The organism is Actinoplanes sp. NPDC004185 (assembly GCF_053603475.1).
This window is the reverse complement of record NZ_JBSGFR010000025.1, coordinates 42,377-67,952: the sequence shown is the minus strand read 5'-3', so window position 1 is coordinate 67,952 and position 25,576 is coordinate 42,377. Positions and strand designations below refer to the sequence as shown.

Here is a 25,576-nt window from a genome sequence, read left to right as displayed (position 1 = left end):
TCCGTAGGGCATACGAGAACTGGGGAGGGCACATGAAGATCCTCGTCACCGGTGCGACGGGCGGCGTGGGCCGGTTGGTGGTGGACGAGCTGCTGGCGCTGGGCGCGACCGACGTGCGGGCGCTGACCGTCAACCCGGACAGGGCCGGCCTGCCGCCGCAGGTCGAGGCCGTCCGGGGCTATCTCGGCCGGCCCGGGACGCTGCCGGCCGCCCTGGCGGGCGTCGACCGGATGTACCTGGCCCCGCTGGTGGAGACCAACGAGCGGGTGTGCCGGCTGGCCGCGGCCGCGGGGGTACGCCGGATCGTCGACCTGGCCGGCGCCAAGGGTGATCACTGGCAGGTCATCGAGGACGGCGTCGAGGCCTGCGGGGTGCCGTTCGTGCACCTGGAGCCGGGGGAGTTCATGAGCAACTCGGGGATCTGGTCGGCCCAGATCGCCGCGGGGGACGTGGTCCGCGACGGCTACGGCGACGTCGCCAACGCCCCCATCGCGCTGGAGGACATCGCCGCCGTGGCCGCCCGGTGCCTGCTCGAGGAGGGGCACGAGGGCCGCTCGTACGAGCTGACCGGTCCGGAGTCGCTCACCCGGCGCGAACGGGTGCTGGAGATCGGGGCGGCGCTGGGCCGCGAGCTCACCTACGTCGACCTGCCACACCAGGAGCTGGTCGAGCAGCTGACCCTGGCCATGGGCGAGTACGGCGCCTGGTACGCCGACGGGCTGCGCCAGCTGGCCGGACATCCGCAGGTGGCAGTGCAGACGGTGGCCGAACTGACCGGCCGGCCGGGGATCACCTTCGCCGCCTGGGCGCGGGACAACACGGACATGTTCCGGTAGTCACGTGGTCACGGAAACGCCGGGTGGTAACCCGATTTGTTCGCCACCATGGGCTCGGGTAGAGTTTCCACTCGGTACGGCAAGCCGTACCAATGGGGTATGGGGTAATTGGCAGCCCGACTGATTCTGGTTCAGTTAGTCTAGGTTCGAGTCCTGGTACCCCAGCGCGACCGACTCCCGCAAGGGCGGTGGTGCTGGACTTCTGATAGAGTTCCGCACCGTTGCTCACGCCAAAGAGCAGGAAGCAGCAGGTAAGGCACCACAGAAGTGCAGCGTTTCTGCAGTACAGCGTGTTCTGGCCCCGTCGTCTAGCGGCCTAGGACGCCGCCCTCTCAAGGCGGTAGCGAGGGTTCGAATCCCTTCGGGGCTACAAGCAGCGAGCGGCTCGTGTCGAGAGACACGGGCCGCTTTTGTCTGCCCGGCTTTGTCTGCTCTGGGCGTATCCGGTGGGGCATTTTCTGATCAGCCGGCACGGCAGACTGGCTGCTGTGACGGACATCAACGTGCGGCGGGTCGACTTCGGCTACTTCATCCGGCCGGCCGAGGAGACGGGTACGGGCTCACCCCGGGTCGAGCCGTGCCTCGGTTACCTCGTCGAGCATCCCGACGGCCTGCTGCTGGTCGACACCGGCATGGGCGGAGATCCGGACGTGGACGCCCACTACCGCCCCCACCGCGTGCCGCTGCCCGAGGCGCTCGCCGCCGTCGATGCCCGGCCCGAGGACATCCGGCACATCGTCAACTGCCACCTGCACTTCGACCACAGCGGCGGCAACCCGGCGCTGCCCGGCCGGCCCGTCTACACCCAGCGGCTCGAGCTCGACATCGCCCGTACCGTCGAGGACCACACGCTGCCCTGGCTCATCGACCACCCCGGCGCGGTCTACGTGGAGCTCGACGGCGAGGCCGAGATCCTGCCCGGGGTGGTGATCGTGCCCACGCCCGGGCACACCGCCGGCCACCAGTCCCTGGTGGTCCGCCGCGGCGACGGCACGGTCATCGTCGCGGGGCAGAGCCACGACCACGCGGTCGGCTTCACCGCGGACGTGCTCGCCCGGCGGGCCGGACTGGACGGTGCCGAGGCGCCGCTGCCGTTTCCGCCGGCCTGGATCGAACGGCTGCTGAGCTTCGACCCGGCCCGCGTGGTCTTCGCCCACGACAACGCGGTGTGGACGCCCTGACGCGGTGGCGGGTGGTCGCTGGACCGGTGTGCCGCGCGGGGTTCGGGTCATCGCGGTGGTGGACGCGCTCGCGAACGCCTACGCGAACTACGTGGTGGACCGGGTCGGCGGCGTCACGCCGGGCCGGGTCGGGCAGGCGATCATCACGGCCCTTGCCGTCGGGCTGATCGTTGCCGCGCCTCGCATCGCGCCATGGCTGCGGCCACGATCAGGCGGCCGTCCGGTGGTCCGCCGGCCTGGCCCGCGCGGTGGCTGAGCCGCGCGATGAAGCTGCCGTCCGGTGATGGCCCAGCCCGGCCCGCGCCGTGGCTGGGCCGCCGCGATCGAGCGGGCGTCCGGTGATCCGCCGACGCCGGCTGAGCCGCCATCACGCGGAGGCGCCGGATCGGTCGGCGGGTCGGAGCTGTCGGCCGGTGGGCCGCCGATGTCGACGGCGGTCAGAGACCGCTGAGGCGTTGTCCCGCGCGGACGACCGCCATCGCGTGGCGTTCGCCGGGGCGGCGGCCGAGTCGTTCGATCGGACCGCTTATCGAGATGGACGCGATGACCCGGCCCGTCCGGTCCCGGATCGGCGCGGAGACGCTGGCCACACCGGGCTCGCGTTCCGCGACGCTCTGCGCCCAGCCGCGCCGGCGCACCTCGGCCAGGGTGCGGCCGGTGAACTTGCACCGGGGCAGCAGCGGCATGACCGCCTCGGGCGGCTCCCAGGCGAGCAGGATCTGCGCCGCCGATCCGGCCACCATCGGCAGCACCGACCCGACCGGCACCGTGTCGCGCAACCCGCTCGCGCGTTCGGCGGCGGCGACGCAGATCCGCTCGTCCGCCCGGCGCAAGTAGAGTTGAGCGCTCTCCCCGGTCGCGTCGCGCAACGCCGACAGCAGCGGCTCGGCCGCTGTCAGCAGCACGTCCGGGGCCGCGTTGGCCAGCTCGCCCAGGCGCGGCCCGGGCCGCCACCGGCCCTGGGTGTCCCGGACCAGCATCCGGTGGATCTCCAGGGCCTGGGCCAGCCGGTGCGCGGTCGCCCGGGGCAGCTTGGTCCGGTCGACTAGTTCGGCCAGGCTGGCGCCGTCGACACAGGCGGCAAGGATGACCACCGCCTTGTCGAGAACGCCGACACCGCTCATACTGTGTCCCACAAGCCGAAACATACCTCCCAGAATTTAGGATGTCCAGATGGTGGGAGTCACTCCCGAACAGGGGAAACCCAGGACCCTGGCCGAAAAGGTCTGGGACGACCATGTGGTGCGGTCCGCCGACGGTGAGCCTGATCTGCTCTACATCGACCTGCACCTGCTGCACGAGGTGACCAGCCCGCAGGCCTTCGACGGTCTGCGTCTGGCCGGGCGCAAGGTCCGCCGCACCGATCTCACGCTGGCGACCGAGGACCACAACACCCCGACGGGCTATGCCGATCCGGCCTTCAACACCCGCCGCGGCGACCTGATGACCATCCTCGACACCGTCTCGCGCACCCAGATCGAGACGCTGCGCAAGAACTGTGCCGAGTTCGGCGTGCAGATCCGCTCGCTCGGCGACCAGGACCAGGGCATCGTGCACGTGATCGGCCCGCAGCTGGGGCTCACCCAGCCGGGCACCACGATCGTCTGCGGTGACTCGCACACCGCGACCCACGGCGCGTTCGGGGCGCTGGCCTTCGGCATCGGCACCAGTGAGGTCGAGCACGTGCTGGCCACCCAGACGCTGCCGCAGGCCAAGCCCAAGACGATGGCGGTCGTGGTCAGCGGCGAGCTGCGTCCCGGCGTCTCGGCCAAGGACCTGATCCTCGCGCTGATCACGCAGACCGGCACCGGTGGCGGCAACGGCCACATCGTGGAGTACCGCGGCGACGCCATCCGCAAGCTCTCCATGGAGGGCCGGATGACCATCTGCAACATGAGTATCGAGTGGGGCGCCAAGGCCGGCATGATCGCGCCGGACGAGACCACGTTCGCGTACCTGAAGGGACGCGAGCACGCGCCCAAGGGCGCCGACTGGGACGCCGCGGTCGAGTACTGGAAGACCCTGCCCAGCGACGAGGGCGCCGAGTACGACACCGAGATCTACATCGACGCCTCCACGATCAGCCCGTTCGTCACCTGGGGCACCAACCCCGGTCAGGGCGCCGCGCTCGACGGTGTGGTGCCGGATCCCGAGGAGTTCGTCGAGGAGTCCGACCGCAACGCCGCCCGCCGCGCCCTGGAATACATGGACCTGGCCGCCGGCACCCCGCTCAAGGACGTCGCCGTGGACGTGGTCTTCGTGGGCTCCTGCACCAACGGGCGCCTGGAGGACCTGCGGGCCGCCGCCGACGTGCTGCGCGGGCACCGGGTGGCCGACGGCGTACGGATGATGATCGTGCCCGGGTCGTTCCAGGTGCGCGCCGCCGCCGAGGCCGAGGGGCTGGACAAGGTCTTCACCGACGCGGGCGCCGAGTGGCGCTTCGCGGGGTGCTCGATGTGCCTGGGCATGAACCCGGACACCCTGAGCCCCGGTCAGCGCGCCGCCTCCACGTCCAACCGCAACTTCGAGGGCCGGCAGGGCCGCGGTGGGCGTACCCATCTGGTCTCGCCGCAGGTCGCCGCCGCCACCGCCGTGGTCGGCAAGCTGGCCGCCCCGGCCGACCTCTGAGGGGGAGCAGCAACCATGGACAAGTTCACCACCCACGCCGGCACCGTGATGCCGCTGCGCCGCTCCGATGTGGACACCGACCAGATCATCCCGGCCGTCTACCTCAAGCGGGTCACCCGGACCGGCTTCGAGGACGGGCTGTTCAGCGCCTGGCGCGACGACCCGGCCTTCGTGCTCAACAACCCCGCGCACGCGGGCGCGACGATCCTGGTGGCCGGCCCCAACTTCGGCACCGGCTCCTCCCGCCAGCACGCCGTCTGGGCGCTGCGCGACTTCGGTTTCAAGGTCGTCATCGCGCCCCGCTTCGGCGACATCTTCCGCGGCAACGCCCTCAAGGAGGGTCTGCTGCCGGTCCAGCTCGACCAGAAGGCCGTCGAGGCGCTCTGGGACATGGCCGACAGCGAACCGGACAAGCGGATCACCGTGGACCTCGCCGAGCGTCAGGTGCGCGTGGACGACGCCGTCTGGACCTTCCCGATCGACGATTTCAGTCGGTGGCGGCTCATGGAGGGCCTCGACGACATCGGACTGACGCTGCGCCACGAGCAGATGATTACCTCGTACGAGAAGGATCGCCCCGGCTTCAAGCCGGTGGTCGTCTGAGGCCGATTTCCTTGCTCTTGCAGGCTTTTTTGCCCCCGCCGGGTTCCCGGCGGGGGCAAAGTCGTTGCGACACAACGGTTTTTTTTCGGGCAGATGTTTGTGTCTGCTGGTCAGAGGGCATACGGTGCGCGCAGAATGGCTCGCATTGGGCCAGTTCTCACGTTCGGGAGGAAACCAGTGAACAAGGCAGAGCTCGTCGAGGCGCTCGCCGCCCGACTGGGGGACCGGAAGACGGCGACAGCGGCGCTGGATGCGGTCATCAGCGAGGTGCAGAACGCCGTTACCAAGGGCGATCGCGTTGCCATTACCGGTTTCGGAGTCTTCGAGAAGCGGGCGCGCAATGCGCGGACCGCGCGCAATCCGCGCACCGGTGAACCGGTGAAGGTGAAGAAGACGTCCGTCCCCGCTTTCAAGCCCGGAACCGGATTCCGGGAGATGGTCGCGAGCGGCAAGGTGGCCAAGGCGACCACCGCGAAGAAGACCACGGCGGCAGTGAAGTCCACCGCCACCAAGGCCGCTCCGGCCAAGTCGGCCGCCACCAAGACGGCGGCGGCGGCAACCAAGACGGCGGCCGCCAAGAAGACGACCGCCTCCAAGGCCACCCCGGCCAAGACCGCCACCAAGGCGGCCACGGCCACGAAGGCCACCGCCACCAAGGCGACGGCAGCCAAGTCGACCGCCACCAAGGCGACGGCCACCAAGGCAACGGCGACCAAGTCGGCCGCCGCCAAGACCACCCCGGCCAAGTCGACGGCGACCAAGTCGGCGACCACGGCGAAGGCCACGCCGGCCCGCAAGACGGCCGCCACCAAGTCGGCGACCGCCACCAAGTCGGCTCCGGCCAAGTCGGCCACCGCCACCAAGTCGGCGACGGCCACGAAGTCGGCCGCCACCACCGCCAAGGCGGCACCGGCCAAGAAGGCGGCGACCAAGACGGCGCCGACCAAGGCCGCGGCCACCAAGTCGACGGCGGCCAAGAAGACGACCGCCGCCAAGAAGACGACGGCAGCCGTCCAGGCCACCCCGGCCAGCAAGGCCACGACCGCGCGTACCAGCGCGGCTCGTAAGACCCGCTGATCCAAGGGGCCGTTCCGGCCCGCTCAGCGGCACGCTGAGCTACGAAGGGCGTCCACCCGTACGGTGGACGCCCTTCGCGTGTTCCGGCGCCACAGCGGGCTCGCGGCCTACGGTCCGCTCCATGGAGCGCAGACTCGTCCGCCCCCGTGGTCTCGTGAGCAGGTCGCTGATCGCCGCGGCGGTCTTCGCCGGCGCGGTCGTGCCCGGCTGGACCCTCGGCGACCTGGCCGAGCACTGGACCGGCTGGGGGCTGCTGGACTGGCTCATCACCTGTGGGTGGTGCGGCCTGGCTGTGTTCGTGCTGGGCCCGTACGGCTCCTACCGCCGCCGTGACGTGCTGCTCGGGATCCTGCCGCTCTACGGCTGGTACGTCGCCAGCGTCCTGTCCTGGCGGGTCGCGTTGCTGCCGTTGCGCGACTGGGAGCCTCGCGCCGACGAGCTGTGGCGGGCCCGCTGGCTCACCGGCGATCAGGTCGGCTACTGGCGTACGGACCCGCTGCCGGAGGACTTCGAGCACCGACCGCGCGCCGCCGGCCGGCCTGAACCGGGCCGGCCTAGATCCGGCTCAGTGCCAGGAGCCGTTCGCCGGACCAGGTGAGGATCCAGCCGGTGCCCTTCGGCGTCTTGTAGGGCTCGCGGTCCTCGGCACCGTCCAGCAACGCCAGGATCGACGGGATCACCTTGCCCTGGCTGCACACCGCCACCCGGGGGCCGTCGCGCAGCTCGGTCAGCCGGGCCGCGGCCATCTTGGCCCGGGCCGGCACGTCCTGCGCGTCGGCGGGCTCGGCGAACGCCGCGTCCACCACGATGGGCAGGTCCAGCCGTTCGGCCAGTGGCTCGAGAGTCTGCTTGCAGCGCAACGGGGTGGCCGCGAAGAGCCGGCGCGGGGCGACGAGAGACACCACCAAACCCAGCGTCCGCGCCTCGCCCCGGCCCTGCTCGTCGATCGGCCGCAGCGCGTCGTTGCCGTCGAACTCGCTGCGCTTACCGGCGTGCGCGTGGCGGACCAGCGCCGTCACGGCGGTGACCGGTGGCAGCGCGGCGACATGCTCGACCAGCCGGCGGTCGTCCGGATAGGTCAGCTTCGCCAGCGCGTCGGCCGGCGACAGCCACACCACGGTGTCCACCTCGGTGGGGTCCATCGGGTCGTCGGCCGGGCCCTCCGCCGCGCGCATCAGCCAGAACTCGACCGTCTTGGGCACGCCGTCGGGCAGCGTGTAGCTCACCTCGGGCAACCGCAGCTGCGGTTGCCCGTGCACGCCGGTCTCCTCCTGCACCTCGCGCACCGCCGCCGCCAGCGGGTGCTCGTCGCCGTCGAGCTTGCCCTTGGGCAGGCTCCAGTCGGCGCGGTACGGCCGGTGCACGACACAGATCTCGATGCCGTCCCCGGCCGGTCGCCAGAGGACGCCACCGGCGGCCCGGACCGGTCCAGTCGTCAATTCAGCCCGCCTTGCCGATGACCCGGCGCAACAACGCCTCCTGCAGGTGGATGTGGTGCTCCGACGGCGAGAACGTGCGGCGGTGCCAGGTGCCGTCACCGGCCAGGTCCCAGCCCTCGCTCTCATCGCTCATGGACAACTCCAGCACATGGCGCAGATCCTCCTGCGCGGAGGGCAGGGTCACCCGGACCAGCGCCTCGACCCGGCGGTCCAGGTTGCGGTGCATGAGGTCGGCCGAGCCGATCCAGTATTCGGCGTCGTCGCCCACGCCGAACCGGAAGACCCGGGAGTGCTCCAGGAACCGGCCGACGATCGAGCGGACCCGGATGTTGTCCGACAGTCCCGCCACGCCGGGGCGCAGCGCGCACATCCCCCGGATGACCAGATCGATGCGGACCCCGGCCTGCGAGGCGCGGTAGAGCGCGTCGCAGGTCTCCTCGTCGACCAGCGAGTTCACCTTGAACTGGACCAGGGCGTCGCCGCCCGCGCGGGCGATCTCGGCCTGCTGCTCGATCCGCTCGATCAGGCCGGCCCGGACCCCGTGCGGGGCGACCAGCAGCCGCCGGAACGCGGTCTGCCGGCTGTAGCCGGTGAGGACGTTGAACAGATCGGTGACGTCCGCGCCGATCTCCGGGTCGGCGGTGAGCATGCCGAAGTCCTCGTAGAGCCGGGCCGTCTTCGGGTGGTAGTTGCCGGTGCCGATGTGGCAGTAGCGGCGGATCTGGTTGCCCTCCTGGCGTACCACCAGGGAGGTCTTGCAGTGCGTCTTGAGACCGACCAGGCCGTAGACCACGTGGCAGCCGGCCCGCTCCAGGGTGCGCGCCCAGGCGATGTTGGCCACCTCGTCGAAGCGGGCCTTCACCTCGACCAGCACCACCACCTGCTTGCCGGCGGCCGCGGCGTCGACCAGGGCGTCCACTATCGGCGAGTCACCGCTGGTGCGGTACAGCGTCTGCTTGATGGCCAGCACGTTGGGATCGGCGGCGGCCTGCTCGATGAAGCGCTGCACGCTGGTCGAGAACGAGTGGTAGGGGTGGTGCACCAGGATGTCGCACTCGCGCAGCCGGTTGAAGACGCTGCGCGGCACCTCGCCGTCGGCCAGCTGCGGGTGGGTCGACGGGACGAACGGCCGGTCCTTGAGGTCGTCGCGGTCGCACTCGCCGAAGACCTGCCACAGCCCCGACAGGTCGAGCAGGCCGGGCACCCGCAGCACGTCCTGGCTGTCCATCTCCATCTCGCGGGTGAGCAGGTCGAGCACGTGGTCGCTGATCGAGGCGGCCACCTCCAGGCGCACCGGCGGGCCGAAGCGGCGCTGGGCCAGCTCGCGCTCGAGGGCCTGCAGCAGATCCTCGTCGCGGTCCTCGTCGACCTCCAGCTCGGCGTTGCGGGTGACCCGGAACAGGTGCCACTCGAGGATCCGCATGCCGGAGAAGAGCTGGTCCAGGTGAGCGGCGATGAGCTCCTCGACGGGCAGGAAGCGCGCCCCGCGGCTGTCGTTCTGCACCGTGACGAAACGCGGCACGTTGTTGGGCACCTTGATCCGGGCGAACAACTCGTTGCCGCTGCCGGCCGGGTCGCGCAGGGCGACGGCCAGATTCAGCGAACGGCTGGAGATGTACGGGAACGGGTGCGCCGGGTCGACCGCGAGCGGGGTCAGCACCGGGAAGACCTGCTCGCGGAAGTACGTGCGCAGCCGCTCGCGTTCCGGCGCGTCCAGCTCGCTCCAGCTGACCAGCTCGATGCCCTCGGCCGACAGCTTGGGCCGGACCTCCTCGCCGAAGCAGGCGGCGTGCCGGGTGACCAGGTCGGCGGCCCGCTCGGTGATCATTTCGAGCTGGTGGCGCAGCGATGAACGGTCGCCGCCGCGCATCGGCAGCCCGGCCTTGAGCCGGCGCTTGAGCCCGGCCACCCGGACCATGTAGAACTCGTCCAGATTGCCGGCGAAGATGGCCAGGAACTTCGCGCGTTCGAGCAGCGGGGTGCCCGGGTCCTCGGCCAGGGCCAGCACCCGGGCGTTGAAGTCGAGCCAGGACAGCTCGCGGTTGAGGAAACGGTCCTCCGGCAGCTCGGGGAGGTCGGGAGCGGTCTCGGTGGGGTCCTGCGCGGTGTCGGCGGTGGTCACAGCGTGCTCCGTCGGCTCGGTGTCGGTCTGCTCGGCGCGGGGGAGGAACCGCCCGTCGGAGCCGCGGCGGCGAGCCGCGGGGGGCACGGTCGTGTCGGGTGTCCGGGGCGGGGTGGTCATTGCTCCATCATTGCCCGTCCAGGGTGAACGGGAAATGAACGAAGCTCACCTGATTCCGGGAAGTTCGACCTTGGTCACGGTGCCGTCCGGGCCGGCGGAGATCGTCAGGCGCTGCCCGAGGCGGAGCAGCCGCAACCCCGAGGCCTCGAAGGCCGCGGCCGGGAAGGACAGCTCACTGCCGTCGTCGAGCAGCAGCGTGCCGCTACGGCTCTGAGCGTCGAACGTCGCAACGGTCCCCTGCATGCCCCAGACGCTACCGGTGCGAGCGCCCGGCCACACCCGAGGTGCCGCACTCGGCGATGAGTCCGAGATCACGCAGCAGCGCGCAGGTCTGCTCACCGGCGCCGAGGGCCAGGACCGTCCGCAGGTCCTCGGCGGTGTCCACGTCCTGGCGCAGTCCGGGCCACGCCCCGAGCAGGGGCTGAGCCAGCGAGGCGGCGTGCGCCGCGGCGGAGCCCACCCCGAAGCGCGGATCGAGTGCGGTGCCGGCGGCCGCGGCCAGCAAGACCGTGCCGGTGCCGGCGGCGTCGGCGACGAAGCTGCGGCCGGGTCCGGCGGCGGCCAGCGCCTCACCCAGCTCGGCCGGGCGCAGCGCGGGCAGGTCGCCGGTGAGCACGGCCCGGTGGTGCCCCAGACCGGCCACCACGTCGGCGCCGAAACACATGGCCGCGTTCAGACCCGCCGCGGGCCGGTCCGGCACCGCCCGGGCGCCCAGGGCCGTCACCGCGGCGACCGCGGCCGGATCGTCGGTGACGACCAGCACATCGCCCACCGCCGCGCACGCCCGGACCGCGACGACCGTGTCCCGGACCATCGCGAGCGCCAGCTCCTCGTGCCGGGAATCGGCGACAGCGCCGCGCAGCCGGCTCTTGGCCGCGCTGAGGCTCTTGACGGGGATGACCGCCGTCCAGTCCGCTCCTGACACGCCGCCAATCCTGCCACCGTCCCACCGCCGGGCCCCGGCCTGGCTACGGCGAGGATGAGCAGGCATGATTTCGTCCCAGGTGTGGGCGACGGCGGCGCGGGGGCCCGCCGCGGGGAGCAGGGAGGCACCGTGGCGGGGCGCAAGCTCGGATTCTGGCGACGGTTGGCGGTCCTGCTCGTGCTGCCCGCGATGAGCCTCTGGACGAAGCGCACCTGGACCGGCATGGAGAATCTGCCGCCCGGCGGCGGCTTCATCATCACGCCCAACCACATGTCGCAGTTCGACCCGCTGGTGGTCGCGCACTACATCTACGAGTCCGGGCGGTGGCCGCGGTTCCTGGCCAAGGCCAGCATCTGGCGGGTCCCGTTCGTCGGCTTCATGCTGCGCAAGACCCTGCAGATCCCGGTCGAACGGGGCAGTGTGGAGGCGGTGAAGTCCCTCGACTCGCTCATCGAGGCCCTGCACGAGGGCGGTGTCGTGGTGATCTACCCCGAGGGCACGACCACCCGCGAGCCGGAGCTGTGGCCGATGCGGGGCAAGACCGGCGCGGCCCGGCTGGCGCTGGTCACCGGCGCCCCGGTGGTGCCGATGGCGACGTGGGGCGCCCAAGCGGTGCACGACGTGCGGACCGGCCGGATCCGCTTGGGCCGGCGGGTGCCCGTGCAGGTGAGCGTCGGCAAACCGGTGGACCTCAGCCGCTGGCAGGGCGAGGCGCCCACCCGCGCGGTGCTGGAGCAGATGACCGAGGCGATCCAGCTGGCCACCCGGGACCTGCTGGCCGAGCTGCGCGACGAAGCACCACCCCCGCTCTACGAGGTGTCGCGGCGGGCCTGGCGGCCCGGCGACGCGGGCGAGCAGGGCAGGCAGAGCGAGGGGCAGAACGACATGCGGGGCGGTGGAGCATGAGGCGGGCGGCGGTGCTGGGCGCGGGCGCCTGGGGTACGGCGTTCGCGAAGATCCTCGCCGAGGCCGGGTCGGAGGTGACCATGTGGGCCCGCCGCGAGTCGGTGGCCGCGGCCATCCGGGCGGACCGGGTCAACGAGGCTTCCCTGCCCGGCGTCAAGCTGCCCGAGCGGGTCACCGCCACCAGCGACCTCGCCGCCGCCCTGTCCGGTGCCGGCCTGGTCTTCCTGGCGGTCCCGTCCCAGACGCTGCGCGGCAACCTCGCCGACTGGGCCGGTCACCTGCCGGCCGACTCGACGCTGGTCTCGCTGATGAAGGGCATCGAGCTGGGCACGACCAAGCGGATGAGCCAGGTCATCGTCGAGACGGCCCGGGTCGACATGGACCGGGTGGTGGTGGTCTCCGGACCCAACCTGGCCCCCGAGATCGCCGCCGAGCAGCCGGCCGCGACCGTGGTGGCCGGCACGGACCCCGCTCGCGCGCAGCTCGTGCAGCAGGCCATCGCGCTGCCGTACCTGCGGCCGTACACGAGCGACGACGTGATCGGGTGCGAGCTGGGCGGGGCGGTGAAGAACGTCATCGCGCTCGCGTACGGGATGGCCTCCGCGATGGGCATGGGTGACAACACCAAGGCCTCGCTGATCACCCGCGGGCTGGCCGAGACGGCCCGGCTCGGGGTGGCGCTCGGCGCCGACCCGATGACCTTCGCCGGGCTGGCCGGGCTCGGCGACCTGGTCGCCACCTGCTCGTCGCCGCTGTCGCGCAACCGCACCTTCGGCGAGCACCTGGGCCGGGGCGAGTCGCTGGAGGAGGCCCAGCGGGCCGCGCGGCAGACCGCCGAGGGGGTCAAGAGCTGCCTGGCCATCCGGGACCTGGCCCGCGCCCACCACGTCGAGATGCCGATCACCGAGCAGGTCGAGCGGGTGTGCCACGAGGGGGTGGACCCGCGGGTGGCCGTCAAGCTGCTCATGGGACGGGAGATGAAGCCGGAATGAGTTTCGAGGGAGACGGCACCCGGGTCGTGCACGCCGGGCTGCCCGAGCCGGTGCCGGGACAGCCGTTCCTGCCGGGACCGGTGTTCGCGGCGCCGTACCACCTGGACCCGGTCGAGGGTCCCGGCGTCAACGGGTACGGGCGTCCGGACAATCCGACCCGCCGGGCGCTCGAGGGCGCGATCGGCGAGCTGGAGGGTGGCGCCGTGCTGGCCTTCGCGAGCGGGCAGGCGGCGATCACCGCCCTGCTGCTCTCGACCCTGCGCAGCGGCGACACGGTGGCGCTGCCCTCCGACGGCTACTTCACCGTGCGGGCGTTCGCCGAGGGCACCCTGCGGGATCTCGGCGTCAAGACGGTGCTGGTGCCGACCGCGGGGCCGTACCCGTCGTTCGAGGGCGTCCGGCTGGTGCTGCTGGAGACGCCGGCCAATCCTGGCCTGGACGTCTGTGACATCCGTACGGTGGCCGCCGCCGCGCACGCCGCGGGCGCACTCGTGGCGGTGGACAACACCACCCCGACGCCGCTCGGCCAGCGTCCCCTGGAGCTCGGGGCCGACCTGGTGGTCGCGTCCGGCACGAAGGCCCTGACCGGGCACTCCGATGTGCTGCTGGGTTACCTGGCCGGCAACAACGAGGAGCTGCTGGCCAAGGTGACCGTCTGGCGGGCGCAGACCGGCGCGGTGCCGGGCGCGTTCGACGCCTGGCTGGCCCACCGGTCGCTGGCCACCCTGGACCTGCGGCTGGCCCGGCAGAGCGAGAACGCGGTGGTGCTGGCCGAGTTCCTGGCCGGCCGCGACGACGTGCGGGCGGTGCGTTTCCCGGGGCTGGCCGGCGACCCGTCGTACGAGATCGCCCGGGCGCAGATGCGCCGCATCCCGGGCATCATCTCCTTCGATCTGGGCAGCGCCGAGCGGGTGGCGCGGTTCCTGGCCGCCTCCGAGCTGGTCTTCGCGGCCACCTCGTTCGGCGGTCTGCACACGACCGCCGACCGGCGGGCGCAGTGGGGCGATGACACCGCGCCCGGCTTCGTGCGGCTCTCCTGCGGCATCGAGGACGCGCCGGATCTCGTCCGGGATCTGACGGCCGCCCTCGACGCCGCCTGAGTCCCATGTCGTGGAGCAGCTTCACCGGCGATCAGGTGGCGGCGCTGGCGCAGGGCGAGAGCTTGTTCGTCCAGCCGGGCGAGCGGCAGTGTCCCGCCTGTGGGCGGCACAGTGTGCGGGCGTACGTGAACGCGCCCGAGAACGCCCGGCGTCCGACCCTGGTCAGCTACGTCTGGTGCACCGCCTGCCGCAAGTTCGTCGGCACCCGGGCGAAGCATCCCGAGGGCCTGGTCTTCTCCGACCCGCTGGCCACGCTGTCGCCCGCTGAGCGGCGTGAGCTGGAGCGCAGCCTGGTCGGCTTCCTCGCGCACCTGGACGAGCTGTGGGACGCCGGAGCGTTGCCGCAGACCTTCACCACGGCCTGACGCTGATCCGACGTTGCGTCCCGGCCGTTCCGGCTCTATGGTTCGTTACATGAGTAATGAACCACAGAAGTAGGGAGGCTGTCGTGTTCGACGATCGCAGCCCCATCTACCAGCAGATCGCCAACGGCATCAAGGACGACGTCCTGAGCGGGACCCTCAAGGAGGACGAACAGGTCATGTCCACCAACCAGTACGCGGCGTTCTACCAGATCAACCCGGCCACGGCGGCCAAGGGCTTCGCCCAGCTGGTCGACGAGGGGGTGCTCTACAAGAAACGCGGCATCGGCATGTTCGTCAGCCCGGACGCCCGGGCCCGGCTCCGCGGCCAGCGCCGCGAGCGGTTCTTCATCGACGTCGTCGAGCCCATGCTCGCCGAGGCCCGAATGGTCGGCGTCGACGTCGACGAGATCGTGGCCTACCTCAAGGAGGGTCCGCGATGATCTCCCTGCGCGAGCTCACCGTCCGGTACGGCGCCACGGTCGCCGTCGACGGCATCACCCTCGACCTGGCCCCGGACAAGATCTACGGGCTGCTCGGGCGCAACGGTTCGGGCAAGACCAGCCTGCTCAGCGTGCTCGCGTCCTACCGGCGGGCCTCGTCCGGCACGGTCACCGTGGACGGGGTCGACCCCTTCGAGAATCCGGCCCTCATGCGCGGCACCGCGTTCATCCGCGACCAGCTGGACGTCACCACGCAGGACCGGGTCGACCGGGTCCTGGAGTTCGCCGGCCGGCTGCGCCCGACCTGGGACGCCGGTTACGCCGAGCACCTGACCGACGTCTTCGAGCTCGACCGGCGCAAGCGCGTCTCGGCGCTGTCGCGGGGGCAGCGCTCGAGCCTCGGCGTCGTGCTCGGCCTGGCCGCCCGCGCCCCGCTGACCATCCTCGACGAGGTCTACCTCGGCATGGACGCCGCCGCCCGGACGGCCTTCTACCGCGAGCTGCTCGCCGACTACCTGGCCCACCCGCGCACGATCATCCTCTCCACGCACCTGATCGAGGAGGTCGCCGACCTGTTCGAGCAGGTGATCGTCATCGACCGGGGCCGGCTGCTCGTGCACGAGGACACCGACACCTTCAAGGCCCGCGGCGTCGCCGTCACCGGGCCGGCCGCGGCGGTCGACGCCTTCGTCTCCGGGCGCACAGTGCTCAGCGAGCGGAGCCTGGGCGGCGTCCGGCAGGCCACCCTCTACGGCGAGCTGGACCCCCACGACGTCGAGCGGGCCGGCACGGCCGGGCTGTCCCTGGCCCCGGTCGGTGTCCAGGACCTCTTCGTCCACCTCACCTCGGGCGCCGCGGACGGCACCCACCGAACGGAGGCCCTGCGATGACCACGCACCGGCTGGTGGCAGCGACCCTGCTCCGCATCTATCGCCCTGTCGTGCTCTGGTTCTGGACCACGATGACCGTCCTCGCGGTGGCCGGGATGACGGTGATCGCCCTGTCCGGCGAGCCGACGTTCAGCCTCTGGCTGCTGATGGCCGGCTCGGCCGCGAAATACTGGCTCGGCGTCGTCGGCGCCACGCTGGTCAGCCTCAACCTGCGGCAGTTCGTCGCCAACGGCATCACCCGGCGCGAGTTCCTGGCCGGCGCGGCGATCTTCGGGCTGCTGGCCACGGTGATCTTCGCCGTCGCCGTGGTGGCCGGGCACGGCGTCGAGCAGCTGCTGCTGCGGCTCGACGGGCCGCTGCCCGCGGGCTATCCGACGATGACGCCCGGGACGGCGCTGCGCGAGTTCGGCCAGATCCTGCCGTCCGCGCTGGCCTTCCTGGTCGCCGGAGCCGCGGCCACCGCGGGCTTCTACCGCTTCGGCGCCCGGGGCGGACTCGCCCTGCTGCCGGCAGCCGTGCTCCCGCTGGCGGCGGCCGAGACCTTGTTCGGCCTCGACGGGAGCCTCGGCTTCGCCGTGCGGTTCGTGCCGTACGCAGTGGCGGTGCTGATCACTCTGGCCGTGACGGCTCTCGGCGTCCTGCTCTACCAGCGGGTGCTGCGCGACGTCACCATCCGGCCCGCCGGCTGACCGGGCCCCCGACGAGCGGCCGGCCGGTCACGGGGGCGCGGCCGTCCGCTCAACCGCCGTGGTTCAGCGCGAACTCGTAGAGCCAGTCGCGCTGGGCCTCGGTGTCGGGCACCGGCAGACCGCGGGCCTGGGCCACCATCTCCAGCGCCCGTTCCGGGCCGATACCCAGCATCACGAGCGTCGCGCAGGCCAGCAGCGTCGAGCGGCCGATGCCGGCGAAACACTGCGTCACCACGAAACGGCCGGCCCGCACGTGCGCGGCCAGCCGTACGCCGAGAGCCACCACGTCACTGTCGGCCATGTCCCGGGCCCGGGGGATGCCCCGGTCCGCGATCGGAAAGGAGAGGAAGTCGATGCCCACCGCAGCGGCGGCCGCGGCGGCCTCGGTGAGGCCCAGCCGGCGGTCCTCCTCCCAGGTCAGCGCCGAGACGAAGACATCGACGCCGGCCCGGGCCAGGCCGGCCATCTCATCGGCCAGCCAGTCGCCGCCACGCGGATGCGCCATCGTCGCCAACCGACCCGGGCCATGCCAGGCGATCACGTGCAGTGCTGGTCTCATCGACTCCCCGTCCCCGTCTGCCGTGCCAGCGCCCGCCGTCATCAGAAAGTGGTGTACGCAGAGTAGGGTCACCCCCGGCGTGCCCGCCGCCACCCTCCCGCGCGCAGGCAGCCTAGCTATGTCCGGCAACGAGAGGCCATTTCCATGACGACCCCTCGCAAAACCCGTGTGGCGATCGTGTTCGGCGGGCGCAGCACCGAGCACGCCATCTCGTGCGTCAGCGCGGGCAGCATCCTCGGCGCCCTGGACCCCGACGAGTACGAGGTCGTGCCGGTCGGGATCACCCGCGAGGGCGCCTGGGTGCTCAGCAGCGGTGACCCCGCGGCGCTGGCCATCAGCGGCCAGACCCTGCCGGAGATCACCGCCGACTCGGGCCGGGCCGTGGTGCTGCCGGCCGACCCGACCTCGTCCGGCCTGATGGTGCTCGACCCGGCGGACGGTGTGGCCGTGCTCGCCAACGTCGACGTGGTCTTCCCGGCCCTGCACGGCGCGTACGGCGAGGACGGCACCATCCAGGGCATGCTCGAGATGGCCGGCATCCCGTACGTGGGCGCCAACGTCTTCGCCTCCGCGGCCGGCATGGACAAGGAGTTCACCAAGAAGCTCGCCGCCGCCGAGGGCATCCCGGTCGGGCCGTACGCGGTCCTGCGGGCCGGCAGCTCCCTGTCGGAGGCTGACAAGGAACGTCTGGGCCTGCCGGTCTTCGTCAAGCCGTCACGGGCCGGCTCGTCGCACGGCATCAGCAAGGTCACCGACTGGGCGCAGCTGGACGCGGCCGTCGCCAAGGCCCGTCAGATCGACCCCAAGGTGCTCGTCGAGGCCGGGATCGTCGGCCGCGAGATCGAGTGCGGCGTGCTGGAGGGTGAGGCCGGCGGGGTGCCCGAGGCCTCGCTGCTGGCCGAGATCCTCGTCTCCACCGAGGGCGGCGACTTCTACGACTTCGACGCCAAGTATCTCGGCGACGGCACGCCGTACCAGATCCCGGCGCGGCTGGAGCCCGAGGTCGCCCGCCGGGTCCAGGAGTACGCCTGCCGCACCTTCACCGCGCTGGACTGCGCCGGTCTGGGCCGGGTCGACTTCTTCGTGACCGCCGACAACGAGATCTTCCTCAACGAGATCAACACGATGCCGGGCTTCACCCCGACGTCGATGTTCCCGCTGATGTGGGCGGCCACCGGCCTGGAATACCCCAAGGTCGTCGACCGCCTGATCCGCACCGCGCTACGCCGCGGCACCGGCCTGCACTAGGGCCCGTCCTAGACGCAGCCGCTGGGGACTCCGACGGTGCTCGACTTGTCGGTCTTCACCACGATGTCGGAGAACTCGTTGGCCCACTGGGCCGGCTGCGCGTACTGCTTCGGAACGGTGACCTGGACGGGGACTTCCCGGTCCATCGTCGTGAAGACGGCCGCGTCGCCCTGCTGGGAGGCGTACCAGCAGACCTTGTTCATGGTGAGCAGTTCGGTGTCGAGCGGCACACAGCCCCTGCCGCTGTCGTCCAGCGACGCGCACATCTTCGGCTGGGCCACCCCGCAGGCCACCGTCAGCGGCGGCTCGCCGTAGGCGGCGTTCTGCTCCGGTCCGGCGCTGACCTTGCGGGCGGCCAGGTCGCGCACCTTGACGGGCAACTGCGACGTCACCGCCAGGCACACCTCGGCCGGGCGGGCCGCCAGCGTCGGCGCGGCCATCTGCACCGGGGCTGCCGGGACGACCGCCGGCTGGGTGACCGACGGGCTGGGCGCCGCGCTGCCGGTCTCCGGGACGATCTTCGTGAAGATCAGCAGGCCGGCCAGCACCGCGACCGGCACGGCGATCACCGTCGCCCACAGGGCGGCGCTGCGCATCGTCCGGTCCGGTGCGGGGGGCTGGGATTCGGGGCGGGTGCGCACGTCAACCATGGTCAGAGATTTACCACGGAGCACGTCACGGTCCGGGTGATGCCCGGCACGTACTGGATTTTGCTCACAATCATCCGGCCGAGCTCGTCGACACTGTGCGCCTCGCCCAGTACCACGACGTCGTAGGGCCCCGTGACCGCGTCGACACGTACCACTCCATTGATTTTGTCGATCGCGGCGGCCACGTCACGGGCCTTTCCGACCTCCGTCTGGATGAGGATGTACGCCTGGACCACGATCAGACTCCTATCCGCCGCCGCCGGCGACCCGAACGTGAAACTACAGTACGAAACCGGTCGGCAGCGCACTTGCGGGGCAGACCGAACTCGAGAGGAACGGTGGGACGTTGAGCATCGCGGAGACGGGGGAGTTCGGGCTCATCACCCGGATCGTCGCGCGGCTCGAGACCGGCGCCGCGAGTCTGCTCGGTCCGGGCGACGACGCCGCGGTCGTGGCGGCCCCGGACAGGCGGGTCGTGGCCAGCACGGACGTCCTGGTCGAGGGCCGGCACTTCCGGCGCGACTGGTCCAGCGCGGCCGACGTCGGGCACCGCGCGGCAGCGGCGAACCTGGCCGACATCGCCGCCATGGGCGCGACTCCCACGGCCCTGCTGGTGGCCCTCTGCGTGCCGACGGACCTGCCGGTGGAATGGGCCGAGGAACTCGCCGGCGGCCTCTCCACCGAAGCCGGCCGGGTCGGCGCGGCGGTGGTCGGCGGCGACATGTCCTCCAGCCCCACCCTGACCATCGCCGTCACGGCGCTGGGCGACCTGGAAGGCCGCGAGCCGGTCCTGCGGAGCGGAGCCCAGCCGGGGGACGTGGTCGCGCTGGCCGGCCGCACGGGGCACGCGGCGGCCGGCTACACCGTGCTGTCCCGCGGCTTCCGGACGCCGAAACTGCTGGTCGAGGCGTACCGGCGCCCCGAGGTGGAGTACGCCGCCGGTCCGGCCGCGGCCCGGCTGGGAGCCACCTCGATGATCGACATCTCCGACGGGCTGCTGCAGGATCTCGGCCACGTCGCGGCGGCCAGTGTGGTCGGCATCGACATCGACCGGTCGGCGTTCGAGGTGCCCGACCAGATGCGCGACGCGGCCTCGGCGCTCGGCGTCGACCCGTACGTGTGGCTGCTCGCCGGCGGCGACGACCACGCCCTGGCGGCGACCTTCCCGCCCGGCACGCAGCTGCCGCCGGGCTGGCGCGCGGTCGGCAGCGTGCACGAGGGCACCGGCGTCACGGTCGACCGCCGGCCGTGGCAGGGCGGCACGGGCTGGGACCACTTCCGCTGACGATGGTTAATGTTGGTCGGCGTGGACGAGATCAAGATCCGCGAGGCCCGATTCGACGAGCCCGCGGTGCAGCGACTGATAGCCGAGGCCATGGCCGAGCTGAGCCGGCGGTACGGCGGCACGGGCGACGACACGCCCGTGGCAGCGACGGACTTCGCCCCGCCGGCCGGGGCGTTCATCGTCGCCTACACGGGCTCGGCGGCCGACCTCGACGAGATGCTGCTGGGCTGTGCCGGATGGCGGGCGCACGGCGAGGACGCCGAACTCAAGCGGATGTTCACAGTGCCGGCGGCCCGAGGCCGCGGGGTGGCCCGCCGGGTCCTGACGGCGATCGAGGAGTCAGCCCGCGAACGAGGCTGCAAGCGGGTGATCCTGGAGACCGGCGACAAGCAGCCCGAAGCGATCGCGTTGTACCTGAAGTGCGGCTACGAGCGCATCGAGGACTTCGGCTACTACGCGGGCGAGGAAGGCGTGCTGTCCTTCGCGCGGACCCTCTGAGCGGCGTTCCCGAGGCACGCAGAAAGCCCGCCTGGTCTCCAGGACCGGGCGGGCTGTCACACTGCTGAGGTCAGGCGCGGACGACCTTGCCGGCCTTGATGCACGAGGTGCAGACCTTGAGCTTCTTGGTGTTGCCACCACCGGCAGGGGTGCGCACCGACTGGATGTTCGGGTTCCAGCGGCGGTTGGTCCGCCGGTGCGAGTGGGACACGTTGTGGCCGAAGCCCGGTCCCTTGCCACAGACGTCGCACACGCTAGCCACGGGGTACTCCTGGGATTGAAAGCAACTGAGGGTGCCCCGGACAGCAAACATCCGGGCATCCTGGCCAGATTACCCGATGGTCGGCCGGGACAGCCAATCGCCCCTGGCCGTACCCGCGGAGAAGCCCGGCACCCGGCAATTGTCGGTGCTGGTTAGTACGCTTTTCGCGTGCTGGACTCCCTGGACGCCGCCGCGGTCCGCCGCTGGTGCGGTCGTGGGCTGGCCGCGCTCCGGGCGCATCAGCACGAGATCGACGAGCTGAACGTCTACCCGGTGCCGGACGGCGACACCGGCACCAACCTTGTGCTCACGCTCACGTCGGCCCAGCAGGCGCTGGACGACGCCCCCGAGCAGCAGCCCGCCGCCGGTTCGACCGCGCTGGGCGGCACCATGCGCCTGATGGCCCGGGGCGCACTGCTGGGCGCCCGGGGCAATTCCGGCGTGATCGTGTCGCAGATCCTGCGCGGCATGGCCGACACCTTCGCCACGGCGGTGGCTGTGCGCGGCGGCGAGCTGACCCGGGCTCTGCGCACGGCGACCGAGGCGGCCTACGCGGCGGTTGCCAAGCCGGTCGAGGGCACGGTGCTGTCGGTGGTGGCAGCGGCGGCCGAGGGGGCCCGCAAGGCCGCGTCGGACGATCTGGTCGCGGTGGCCCGGGCGGCGGCCCGCGCGGCGGCGGAAGCCCTGGCCCGCACGCCCCAGCAGCTCCCGATCCTGGCCCGCGCCGGTGTGGTCGACGCCGGGGGCCGCGGGCTGGTCCTCCTCCTGGAAGCCCTCGTCGAAGCCCTGAACACCAGCCTCCCGCCTCCTCCGGCCGCCGCGGGATCGTCTGCCGGCCTTCCGGCTCCGAAGCACCTCCCACCAGGCGGCGGCCATGACGACTTGGGATATGAGGTGCAGTATCTGCTGGATGCGCCGCCCGAGAGCGTCGAGTCGCTGCGGAGCGCGCTGGGGGACATGGGCGGCTCGCTGGTGATCGTCGGGACCGGCGACGGTGATCCGCCCACCTGGAACGTCCACGTCCACGTGGCGGTCGCCGAGGTCGGCGCGGCGATCGAGGCCGGCGTCGTCGCGGGCCGGCCGCACCGCATCACCGTCACCCACCTCGAAGACCACCGGCACGAGAGCACCCCGCCCCCGCACAACCCGGCTGCCGACGGCCGGGCCGAGAACAGCCGGGTTGCCGACGGTCGGGCTGAGAACAGCCGGGCTGAGAACAGCCGGGCTGAGAACGGGACCCTGCGTGACTGGGCCGGGAGCGACCGGGCGGCGAGCGACCGATCCAAGACCAGCCGGCACAACACCGGACCCGGAGACAACCGGCGCAACGAAGATCGACGAGCCCAGGACCGGCACGACAGCAACCGGCTCACCATCGGCCGGCCGGACGGCCCCCCGCCGGAGCAGCCGCTCCGAGCCGACGCGGCAGATCCCGGCACCCGGGCCACGGTTGTGGTCGCCGCCGGGGACGGGCTCACCGCCATCTTCGCCGCCGAGGGTGCCACCGTCGTCGGCCGCAATCCGTCCACAGCCGAGATGCTGACCGCCATCGCGTCCACCGGCGCCGGCCACATCGTGCTCCTGCCCAACGACGCCAACACCCACGCCGTCGCCCGTTCCGCCGCGCAGGAAGCCGCTGCTGGCGGCGTACGGGTGAGTGTCGTCCCCACCCGCTCGCCGGTGCAGGCCCTCGCTGCCCTCGCCGTCCGTGATCCGGGGCGGCCGTTCGATGACGATGTCATCGCGATGGCCGAGGCCGCCGGCGCCTGCCGGTACGGCGAGGTCTGCACCGCCAGCCGCGAGGCCCTCACCGTCGCCGGCCGCTGTCATCCCGGCGACCTGCTCGGTCTCGTCGACGGCGAGGTGCACGTCATCGGGGACGATCTCGAAGAGGTCTGCCTGCGCCTGCTCGACCGGCTGCTCGGTGGCGGCGGCGAGCTCGTCACCCTGGTGCTCGGCGCGGACGCCCCGCCCGCGCTCGAGGAGCGGTTGCGGGCCCACGTCACCAGCCAGTGGCGCTTCGTCGAGCTGAACAGCTACGCGGGCGGCCAGCCCCGCTACCACCTGCTGGTAGGAGTGGAATGACCGACACCAAGACCGTCACCACCACCGACACCCCGTTGGAGAAGGTGCTGGGTGCCGCCAAGGCCAAGGCGCTCGCCACCCATCTCGACCTGCACACCGCCGGTGATCTGATCTATCACTTCCCGCGTCGTTACGACGAGCGCGGTGAGCACACCGACATGCGCAAGCTCGAGGTCGGCGAGCAGGTCACCCTGCTGGCCCAGGTCAAGAGCACGACGGTACGGCCGATGCGCCAGCGCCGCGGCTCCATGCTGGAGATCACCATCGGGGACGGTTCCGGGGCCACGCTGACGTGCACGTTCTTCAACCAGGCGTGGCGGGAGCGCGAGTTGCGCACCGGCCGCTGGGGGCTGTTCGCCGGCAAGGTGACCGACTTCCGCGGCAAGCGCCAGCTCAACGGGCCGGCGTACCAGCTGCTCAAGGCGGATGCGACGCAGGACGAGGCGGCCGAGGAGATCGAGGAGTTCGCCGGGGCGCTGATCCCGGTCTATCCCGCCGCGGCCGCCGTGCCGACGTGGACGATCGCCCGGTACGTGCGGGAGGTGCTGGAGACCTTCCAGCCGCCGGATGATCCGTTGCCGGGCACGGTCCGCGCCAGCCGCAACCTGATCGGCATCGGCAAGGCCCTGCGGGAGATCCATCGGCCCAGCTCCGACAAGGATCTGCAACTGGCCCGGTACAGGTTGAAGTGGGACGAGGCTTTCGCCGTACAGCTGACGCTTGTGCAGCGCAAGGCGCGGGCGGCCGCCGCGCCCGGCAGGTCGCGGCCGCGCACCGAGGCCGGGTTGCTCGCCGCTTTCGACGCGGCGTTGCCCTACGAGCTGACCGAGGGGCAGGCCCGGGTCGGTGAGGAGATCGCGGCGGATCTGGCCCGCGCGCATCCGATGCACCGGTTGTTGCAGGGTGAGGTCGGTTCCGGCAAGACGCTGGTGGCGGTCCGGGCCATGCTGCAGGTCGTCGACGCGGGTGGGCAGGCCGCGCTGCTCGCGCCGACGGAGGTGCTCGCCACCCAGCATCACCGCAGCATCAGCGCCCAGCTGGGCGCGCTCGGCCGGGCCGGGGAGCTCGACGGCGATCCGAACGGCACGCAGCTCACCCTGGTCACCGGTTCGCTCGGCGCGGCGGCCCGGCGGGCCGCGCTGGCCAAGGTCGCCGACGGGACCGCCGGCATCGTGGTGGGCACGCACGCTCTGCTGTACGAAGGGGTCGACTTCCACGATCTCGGCCTGGTGGTCGTGGACGAGCAGCACCGCTTCGGGGTGGAGCAACGCGACGCGCTGCGGGCCAAGGCCGCGCAGCCGCCGCACGTCCTGGTGATGACGGCGACGCCGATCCCGCGCACGGTCGCGATGACCGTGTACGGCGACCTGGAAACGTCCACTTTGTCGCAGTTGCCGCGCGGCCGTTCGCCGATCGCGTCGCACGTCGTGCCGCCCGAGCGTCCGGCCTTCCTGGACCGGGCCTGGCGGCGGGTGCGCGAGGAGGTCCAGGCCGGTCACCAGGCGTACGTGGTGTGCCCGCGGATCGGCTCGGCGGAGGCCGAGGAGGACGAGGAGCCGCCGAGCGACAATGAACCCGCCCGCCGCCCGCCGCTGGCGGTGATGGAGGTCGCGCCGATCCTCGAGGAGGGTCCGCTGCACGGGCTGCGCCTCGGCATCCTGCACGGCAAGCTGCCGGCGGACGAGAAGGACGCGGTCATGCGCCGGTTCGCGGCCGGTGACCTGGACGTGCTGATCGCCACGACGGTGATCGAGGTGGGCGTCGACGTGCCCAACTCCACCGTCATGATCATCATGGATGCCGACCGCTTCGGCGTCTCCCAGCTGCACCAGCTGCGGGGCCGGGTCGGCCGGGGCTCGGCGCCGGGCATCTGCCTGCTCGTGACCGAGGCGGCGGAGGGCACCCCGGCCCGCGAACGCCTCGACGCGGTCGCGTCCACAACGGACGGCTTCCGGCTCGCGGAGCTGGACCTGGAACAACGCCGCGAAGGTGACGTGCTGGGCGCTTCGCAGTCCGGCAAGCACAGCCACCTGCGGCTGCTCTCCCTGTTGCGGGACAGCAAGCTGATCACCGACGCCCGGGCGGAGGCCCAGCAACTCGTGGCCGAAGACCCCACGCTGGCGAAGCACCCGGCGCTGCTGGCCTCGGTCGCAGCCCTGGTGGACGAGGAACGCGCCGAGTATTTGGAGAAGGGATGATCCTGCACTTCTGTCCCCGCGCGGAGTGGGAAGCGGCGGTGCCGGCCGGGCGGTATGCGGCCGACACGCTGGAAAGCCAGGGCTTCATCCACTGCTCGACACCGGAGCAGGTGGCGGTGCCGGCGACGGCGCTGGCCCGGGGCCGGCAGGACATCGTGCTGCTGGAGATCGACGAGAGCCGGCTGAGCCGGCCGGTGGTCTGGGAGCAGGGTGATCCGCCGGATCCGGGCGGCATGCTCTTCCCGCACGTGTACGAGCCGATCCCGGTCGCGGCGGTTGTCGAGGTGCACGAGTACCGGCCTGAGCCGGATGGCAGCTTTGGACGTCCTGTCGGCCTTTAGTCCGTCCGGCGCCGTCCGGCGGCCCGCGGACCTCTGGCCCCGGGTTCCGGCCGGCCTTCGGCCGCTGAGCCCGGCCGGGGTCGGGCTTGAGCGAAAACAGCATGGGGCGCGCCGACCGGGTGGTCGGCGCGCCCCAA

At 71.9% G+C, this 25,576-nt stretch carries 29 protein-coding genes and 2 tRNA genes; 22 read left to right on the top strand and 9 right to left on the bottom strand.

The annotated features are described in order from the left end of the window. The first annotated feature begins 32 nt into the window (after positions 1-32). The 5 genes from ACWEOZ_RS25095 (at position 33) to ACWEOZ_RS25075 (ending at position 2,273) form a co-directional block, all read left to right on the top strand. On the top strand, positions 33-836 hold the full coding sequence (locus ACWEOZ_RS25095) for an SDR family oxidoreductase (RefSeq protein WP_451913108.1): 804 nt from the start codon (positions 33-35) through the stop codon (positions 834-836). A 93-nt stretch (positions 837-929) separates the two neighbouring features. After that, positions 930-1,001, top strand: a tRNA-Gln gene (locus ACWEOZ_RS25090). 132 nt (positions 1,002-1,133) lie between these two features. After that, a tRNA-Glu gene (locus tag ACWEOZ_RS25085) sits at positions 1,134-1,206 on the top strand. A 118-nt stretch (positions 1,207-1,324) separates the two neighbouring features. Continuing rightward, positions 1,325-2,017 carry an N-acyl homoserine lactonase family protein gene (locus ACWEOZ_RS25080; protein ID WP_451913107.1) on the top strand — a complete coding sequence of 231 codons (693 nt, stop codon included), beginning with the start codon at positions 1,325-1,327 and terminating at the stop codon, positions 2,015-2,017. Positions 2,018-2,072: 55 nt separating this feature from the next. After that, on the top strand, positions 2,073-2,273 hold the full coding sequence (locus ACWEOZ_RS25075) for a hypothetical protein (protein WP_451913106.1): 201 nt from the start codon (positions 2,073-2,075) through the stop codon (positions 2,271-2,273). Between the two features lie 181 nt (positions 2,274-2,454). Here the strand turns inward: ACWEOZ_RS25075 and ACWEOZ_RS25070 are convergent, their stop codons facing one another. Beyond that, positions 2,455-3,141, bottom strand: a complete 687-nt coding sequence (locus ACWEOZ_RS25070; protein WP_023561932.1) for an IclR family transcriptional regulator — start codon at positions 3,139-3,141, stop codon at positions 2,455-2,457. Between the two features lie 49 nt (positions 3,142-3,190). Here ACWEOZ_RS25070 and leuC point away from each other — a divergent pair, with 49 nt between their 5' ends. From leuC to ACWEOZ_RS25050, 4 genes are all read left to right on the top strand, one after another. Next, complete coding sequence (gene leuC, locus ACWEOZ_RS25065; RefSeq protein ID WP_451913105.1) at positions 3,191-4,645, top strand: 3-isopropylmalate dehydratase large subunit; 1,455 nt, start codon at positions 3,191-3,193, stop codon at positions 4,643-4,645. Between the two features lie 15 nt (positions 4,646-4,660). Next, positions 4,661-5,248: a 3-isopropylmalate dehydratase small subunit gene (leuD, locus tag ACWEOZ_RS25060; RefSeq protein WP_451913104.1), complete on the top strand. Its 588-nt coding sequence runs from the start codon at positions 4,661-4,663 to the stop codon at positions 5,246-5,248. 177 nt (positions 5,249-5,425) lie between these two features. Beyond that, a complete protein-coding gene (locus ACWEOZ_RS25055; RefSeq protein WP_451913103.1) occupies positions 5,426-6,325 on the top strand; it encodes an HU family DNA-binding protein in 900 nt (299 codons plus the stop codon). Positions 6,326-6,446: 121 nt separating this feature from the next. After that, entirely contained in the window at positions 6,447-6,923 is a 477-nt protein-coding gene (locus ACWEOZ_RS25050) for a hypothetical protein (RefSeq protein WP_451913102.1), read from the top strand. Here ACWEOZ_RS25050 and ACWEOZ_RS25045 read toward each other — a convergent pair. From ACWEOZ_RS25045 to cofC, 4 genes are read right to left on the bottom strand one after another with little or no spacing between them, the layout of a single operon-like run. Next, on the bottom strand, positions 6,880-7,764 hold the full coding sequence (locus tag ACWEOZ_RS25045; protein WP_451913101.1) for an NUDIX hydrolase: 885 nt from the start codon (positions 7,762-7,764) through the stop codon (positions 6,880-6,882). The genes ACWEOZ_RS25050 and ACWEOZ_RS25045 overlap by 44 nt on opposite strands. Before the next feature lies 1 nt (position 7,765). Next, positions 7,766-10,006, bottom strand: coding sequence for an RNA degradosome polyphosphate kinase (locus tag ACWEOZ_RS25040; RefSeq protein WP_451913100.1), 2,241 nt, complete (start codon positions 10,004-10,006; stop codon positions 7,766-7,768). Between the two features lie 45 nt (positions 10,007-10,051). Continuing rightward, a complete protein-coding gene (locus ACWEOZ_RS25035) occupies positions 10,052-10,249 on the bottom strand; it encodes a cold-shock protein (RefSeq protein ID WP_360823390.1) in 198 nt (65 codons plus the stop codon). A 10-nt stretch (positions 10,250-10,259) separates the two neighbouring features. Then, positions 10,260-10,931, bottom strand: a complete 672-nt coding sequence (gene cofC / locus ACWEOZ_RS25030; RefSeq protein ID WP_451913099.1) for a 2-phospho-L-lactate guanylyltransferase — start codon at positions 10,929-10,931, stop codon at positions 10,260-10,262. Between the two features lie 129 nt (positions 10,932-11,060). Here cofC and ACWEOZ_RS25025 point away from each other — a divergent pair, with 129 nt between their 5' ends. The 7 genes from ACWEOZ_RS25025 to ACWEOZ_RS24995 all read left to right on the top strand — a co-directional run bounded on the left by ACWEOZ_RS25025 (position 11,061) and on the right by ACWEOZ_RS24995 (position 16,313). Then, positions 11,061-11,837 carry a lysophospholipid acyltransferase family protein gene (locus ACWEOZ_RS25025; RefSeq protein WP_451913098.1) on the top strand — a complete coding sequence of 259 codons (777 nt, stop codon included), beginning with the start codon at positions 11,061-11,063 and terminating at the stop codon, positions 11,835-11,837. Further along, a complete protein-coding gene (locus tag ACWEOZ_RS25020; RefSeq protein WP_360550021.1) occupies positions 11,834-12,829 on the top strand; it encodes an NAD(P)H-dependent glycerol-3-phosphate dehydrogenase in 996 nt (331 codons plus the stop codon). Before ACWEOZ_RS25025 ends, ACWEOZ_RS25020 begins: the two co-directional genes overlap by 4 nt. Next, positions 12,826-13,929: a cystathionine gamma-lyase gene (locus ACWEOZ_RS25015; protein WP_451913097.1), complete on the top strand. Its 1,104-nt coding sequence runs from the start codon at positions 12,826-12,828 to the stop codon at positions 13,927-13,929. The genes ACWEOZ_RS25020 and ACWEOZ_RS25015 overlap by 4 nt, the downstream gene beginning before the upstream one ends. 5 nt (positions 13,930-13,934) lie before the next feature. Then, positions 13,935-14,294, top strand: a complete 360-nt coding sequence (locus tag ACWEOZ_RS25010; RefSeq protein WP_451913096.1) for a hypothetical protein — start codon at positions 13,935-13,937, stop codon at positions 14,292-14,294. An 83-nt stretch (positions 14,295-14,377) separates the two neighbouring features. Next, the gene (locus tag ACWEOZ_RS25005) at positions 14,378-14,734 is read left to right on the top strand and encodes a GntR family transcriptional regulator (protein ID WP_451913095.1); all 357 of its coding nucleotides are present in this window, start codon (positions 14,378-14,380) and stop codon (positions 14,732-14,734) included. After that, the gene (locus tag ACWEOZ_RS25000) at positions 14,731-15,624 is read left to right on the top strand and encodes an ATP-binding cassette domain-containing protein (protein ID WP_451913094.1); all 894 of its coding nucleotides are present in this window, start codon (positions 14,731-14,733) and stop codon (positions 15,622-15,624) included. The genes ACWEOZ_RS25005 and ACWEOZ_RS25000 overlap by 4 nt, the downstream gene beginning before the upstream one ends. Further along, on the top strand, positions 15,621-16,313 hold the full coding sequence (locus tag ACWEOZ_RS24995; RefSeq protein ID WP_451913093.1) for a hypothetical protein: 693 nt from the start codon (positions 15,621-15,623) through the stop codon (positions 16,311-16,313). The genes ACWEOZ_RS25000 and ACWEOZ_RS24995 overlap by 4 nt, the downstream gene beginning before the upstream one ends. A gap of 49 nt (positions 16,314-16,362) precedes the next feature. Here ACWEOZ_RS24995 and ACWEOZ_RS24990 read toward each other — a convergent pair whose 3' ends face one another. Beyond that, complete coding sequence (locus ACWEOZ_RS24990; RefSeq protein ID WP_451913092.1) at positions 16,363-16,818, bottom strand: protein-tyrosine phosphatase family protein; 456 nt, start codon at positions 16,816-16,818, stop codon at positions 16,363-16,365. Between the two features lie 198 nt (positions 16,819-17,016). Between ACWEOZ_RS24990 and ACWEOZ_RS24985 the strand changes: the two genes are divergently transcribed. Beyond that, positions 17,017-18,120 (top strand): D-alanine--D-alanine ligase family protein, encoded by a 1,104-nt coding sequence (locus tag ACWEOZ_RS24985; RefSeq protein WP_451913091.1) that lies wholly within the window; start codon positions 17,017-17,019, stop codon positions 18,118-18,120. Positions 18,121-18,128: 8 nt separating this feature from the next. On the opposite strand, the gene ACWEOZ_RS24980 is transcribed toward ACWEOZ_RS24985, so the two are convergent. Then, positions 18,129-18,770 (bottom strand): DUF3515 family protein, encoded by a 642-nt coding sequence (locus tag ACWEOZ_RS24980; protein ID WP_451913090.1) that lies wholly within the window; start codon positions 18,768-18,770, stop codon positions 18,129-18,131. Between the two features lie 2 nt (positions 18,771-18,772). After that, positions 18,773-19,006 carry an Lrp/AsnC ligand binding domain-containing protein gene (locus ACWEOZ_RS24975; RefSeq protein ID WP_125810437.1) on the bottom strand — a complete coding sequence of 78 codons (234 nt, stop codon included), beginning with the start codon at positions 19,004-19,006 and terminating at the stop codon, positions 18,773-18,775. Between the two features lie 110 nt (positions 19,007-19,116). Here ACWEOZ_RS24975 and ACWEOZ_RS24970 point away from each other — a divergent pair, with 110 nt between their 5' ends. Both ACWEOZ_RS24970 and ACWEOZ_RS24965 read left to right on the top strand, forming a co-directional pair. Further along, entirely contained in the window at positions 19,117-20,055 is a 939-nt protein-coding gene (locus ACWEOZ_RS24970; protein ID WP_451913089.1) for a thiamine-phosphate kinase, read from the top strand. A 21-nt stretch (positions 20,056-20,076) separates the two neighbouring features. Continuing rightward, positions 20,077-20,553 carry a GNAT family N-acetyltransferase gene (locus ACWEOZ_RS24965; RefSeq protein WP_451913088.1) on the top strand — a complete coding sequence of 159 codons (477 nt, stop codon included), beginning with the start codon at positions 20,077-20,079 and terminating at the stop codon, positions 20,551-20,553. Positions 20,554-20,623: 70 nt separating this feature from the next. On the opposite strand, the gene rpmB is transcribed toward ACWEOZ_RS24965, so the two are convergent. Beyond that, the gene (gene rpmB / locus ACWEOZ_RS24960; protein ID WP_023561910.1) at positions 20,624-20,815 is read right to left on the bottom strand and encodes a 50S ribosomal protein L28; all 192 of its coding nucleotides are present in this window, start codon (positions 20,813-20,815) and stop codon (positions 20,624-20,626) included. Positions 20,816-20,983: 168 nt separating this feature from the next. On the opposite strand from rpmB, the gene ACWEOZ_RS24955 reads away from it, so the two are divergent. From ACWEOZ_RS24955 to ACWEOZ_RS24945, 3 genes are read left to right on the top strand one after another with little or no spacing between them, the layout of a single operon-like run. Next, the gene (locus tag ACWEOZ_RS24955) at positions 20,984-22,900 is read left to right on the top strand and encodes a DAK2 domain-containing protein (RefSeq protein WP_451913087.1); all 1,917 of its coding nucleotides are present in this window, start codon (positions 20,984-20,986) and stop codon (positions 22,898-22,900) included. Then, complete coding sequence (gene recG / locus ACWEOZ_RS24950) at positions 22,897-25,098, top strand: ATP-dependent DNA helicase RecG (RefSeq protein WP_451913086.1); 2,202 nt, start codon at positions 22,897-22,899, stop codon at positions 25,096-25,098. Before ACWEOZ_RS24955 ends, recG begins: the two co-directional genes overlap by 4 nt. Next, complete coding sequence (locus ACWEOZ_RS24945) at positions 25,095-25,439, top strand: DUF952 domain-containing protein (protein WP_451913085.1); 345 nt, start codon at positions 25,095-25,097, stop codon at positions 25,437-25,439. Before recG ends, ACWEOZ_RS24945 begins: the two co-directional genes overlap by 4 nt. Positions 25,440-25,576: the final 137 nt, after the last annotated feature.

What these genes read in the sequence shown, in the direction of transcription:
- ACWEOZ_RS25035 (WP_360823390.1), bottom strand. Translation starts at nt 10,249, where the DNA reads ATGCAGGGGACCGTTGCGACGTTCGACGCTCAGAGCCGTAGCGGCACG.
- leuD (WP_451913104.1), top strand. Translation starts at nt 4,661, where the DNA reads ATGGACAAGTTCACCACCCACGCCGGCACCGTGATGCCGCTGCGCCGC.
- ACWEOZ_RS25010 (WP_451913096.1), top strand. Translation starts at nt 13,935, where the DNA reads ATGTCGTGGAGCAGCTTCACCGGCGATCAGGTGGCGGCGCTGGCGCAG.
- leuC (WP_451913105.1), top strand. Translation starts at nt 3,191, where the DNA reads ATGGTGGGAGTCACTCCCGAACAGGGGAAACCCAGGACCCTGGCCGAA.
- ACWEOZ_RS25020 (WP_360550021.1), top strand. Translation starts at nt 11,834, where the DNA reads ATGAGGCGGGCGGCGGTGCTGGGCGCGGGCGCCTGGGGTACGGCGTTC.
- ACWEOZ_RS25095 (WP_451913108.1), top strand. Translation starts at nt 33, where the DNA reads ATGAAGATCCTCGTCACCGGTGCGACGGGCGGCGTGGGCCGGTTGGTG.
- ACWEOZ_RS24990 (WP_451913092.1), bottom strand. Translation starts at nt 16,818, where the DNA reads ATGGCGCATCCGCGTGGCGGCGACTGGCTGGCCGATGAGATGGCCGGC.
- ACWEOZ_RS24985 (WP_451913091.1), top strand. Translation starts at nt 17,017, where the DNA reads ATGACGACCCCTCGCAAAACCCGTGTGGCGATCGTGTTCGGCGGGCGC.
- ACWEOZ_RS25040 (WP_451913100.1), bottom strand. Translation starts at nt 10,006, where the DNA reads ATGACCACCCCGCCCCGGACACCCGACACGACCGTGCCCCCCGCGGCT.
- ACWEOZ_RS25050 (WP_451913102.1), top strand. Translation starts at nt 6,447, where the DNA reads ATGGAGCGCAGACTCGTCCGCCCCCGTGGTCTCGTGAGCAGGTCGCTG.
- ACWEOZ_RS25015 (WP_451913097.1), top strand. Translation starts at nt 12,826, where the DNA reads ATGAGTTTCGAGGGAGACGGCACCCGGGTCGTGCACGCCGGGCTGCCC.
- ACWEOZ_RS24995 (WP_451913093.1), top strand. Translation starts at nt 15,621, where the DNA reads ATGACCACGCACCGGCTGGTGGCAGCGACCCTGCTCCGCATCTATCGC.
- ACWEOZ_RS25070 (WP_023561932.1), bottom strand. Translation starts at nt 3,141, where the DNA reads ATGAGCGGTGTCGGCGTTCTCGACAAGGCGGTGGTCATCCTTGCCGCC.
- ACWEOZ_RS25000 (WP_451913094.1), top strand. Translation starts at nt 14,731, where the DNA reads ATGATCTCCCTGCGCGAGCTCACCGTCCGGTACGGCGCCACGGTCGCC.
- recG (WP_451913086.1), top strand. Translation starts at nt 22,897, where the DNA reads ATGACCGACACCAAGACCGTCACCACCACCGACACCCCGTTGGAGAAG.
- ACWEOZ_RS24945 (WP_451913085.1), top strand. Translation starts at nt 25,095, where the DNA reads ATGATCCTGCACTTCTGTCCCCGCGCGGAGTGGGAAGCGGCGGTGCCG.
- ACWEOZ_RS24980 (WP_451913090.1), bottom strand. Translation starts at nt 18,770, where the DNA reads ATGGTTGACGTGCGCACCCGCCCCGAATCCCAGCCCCCCGCACCGGAC.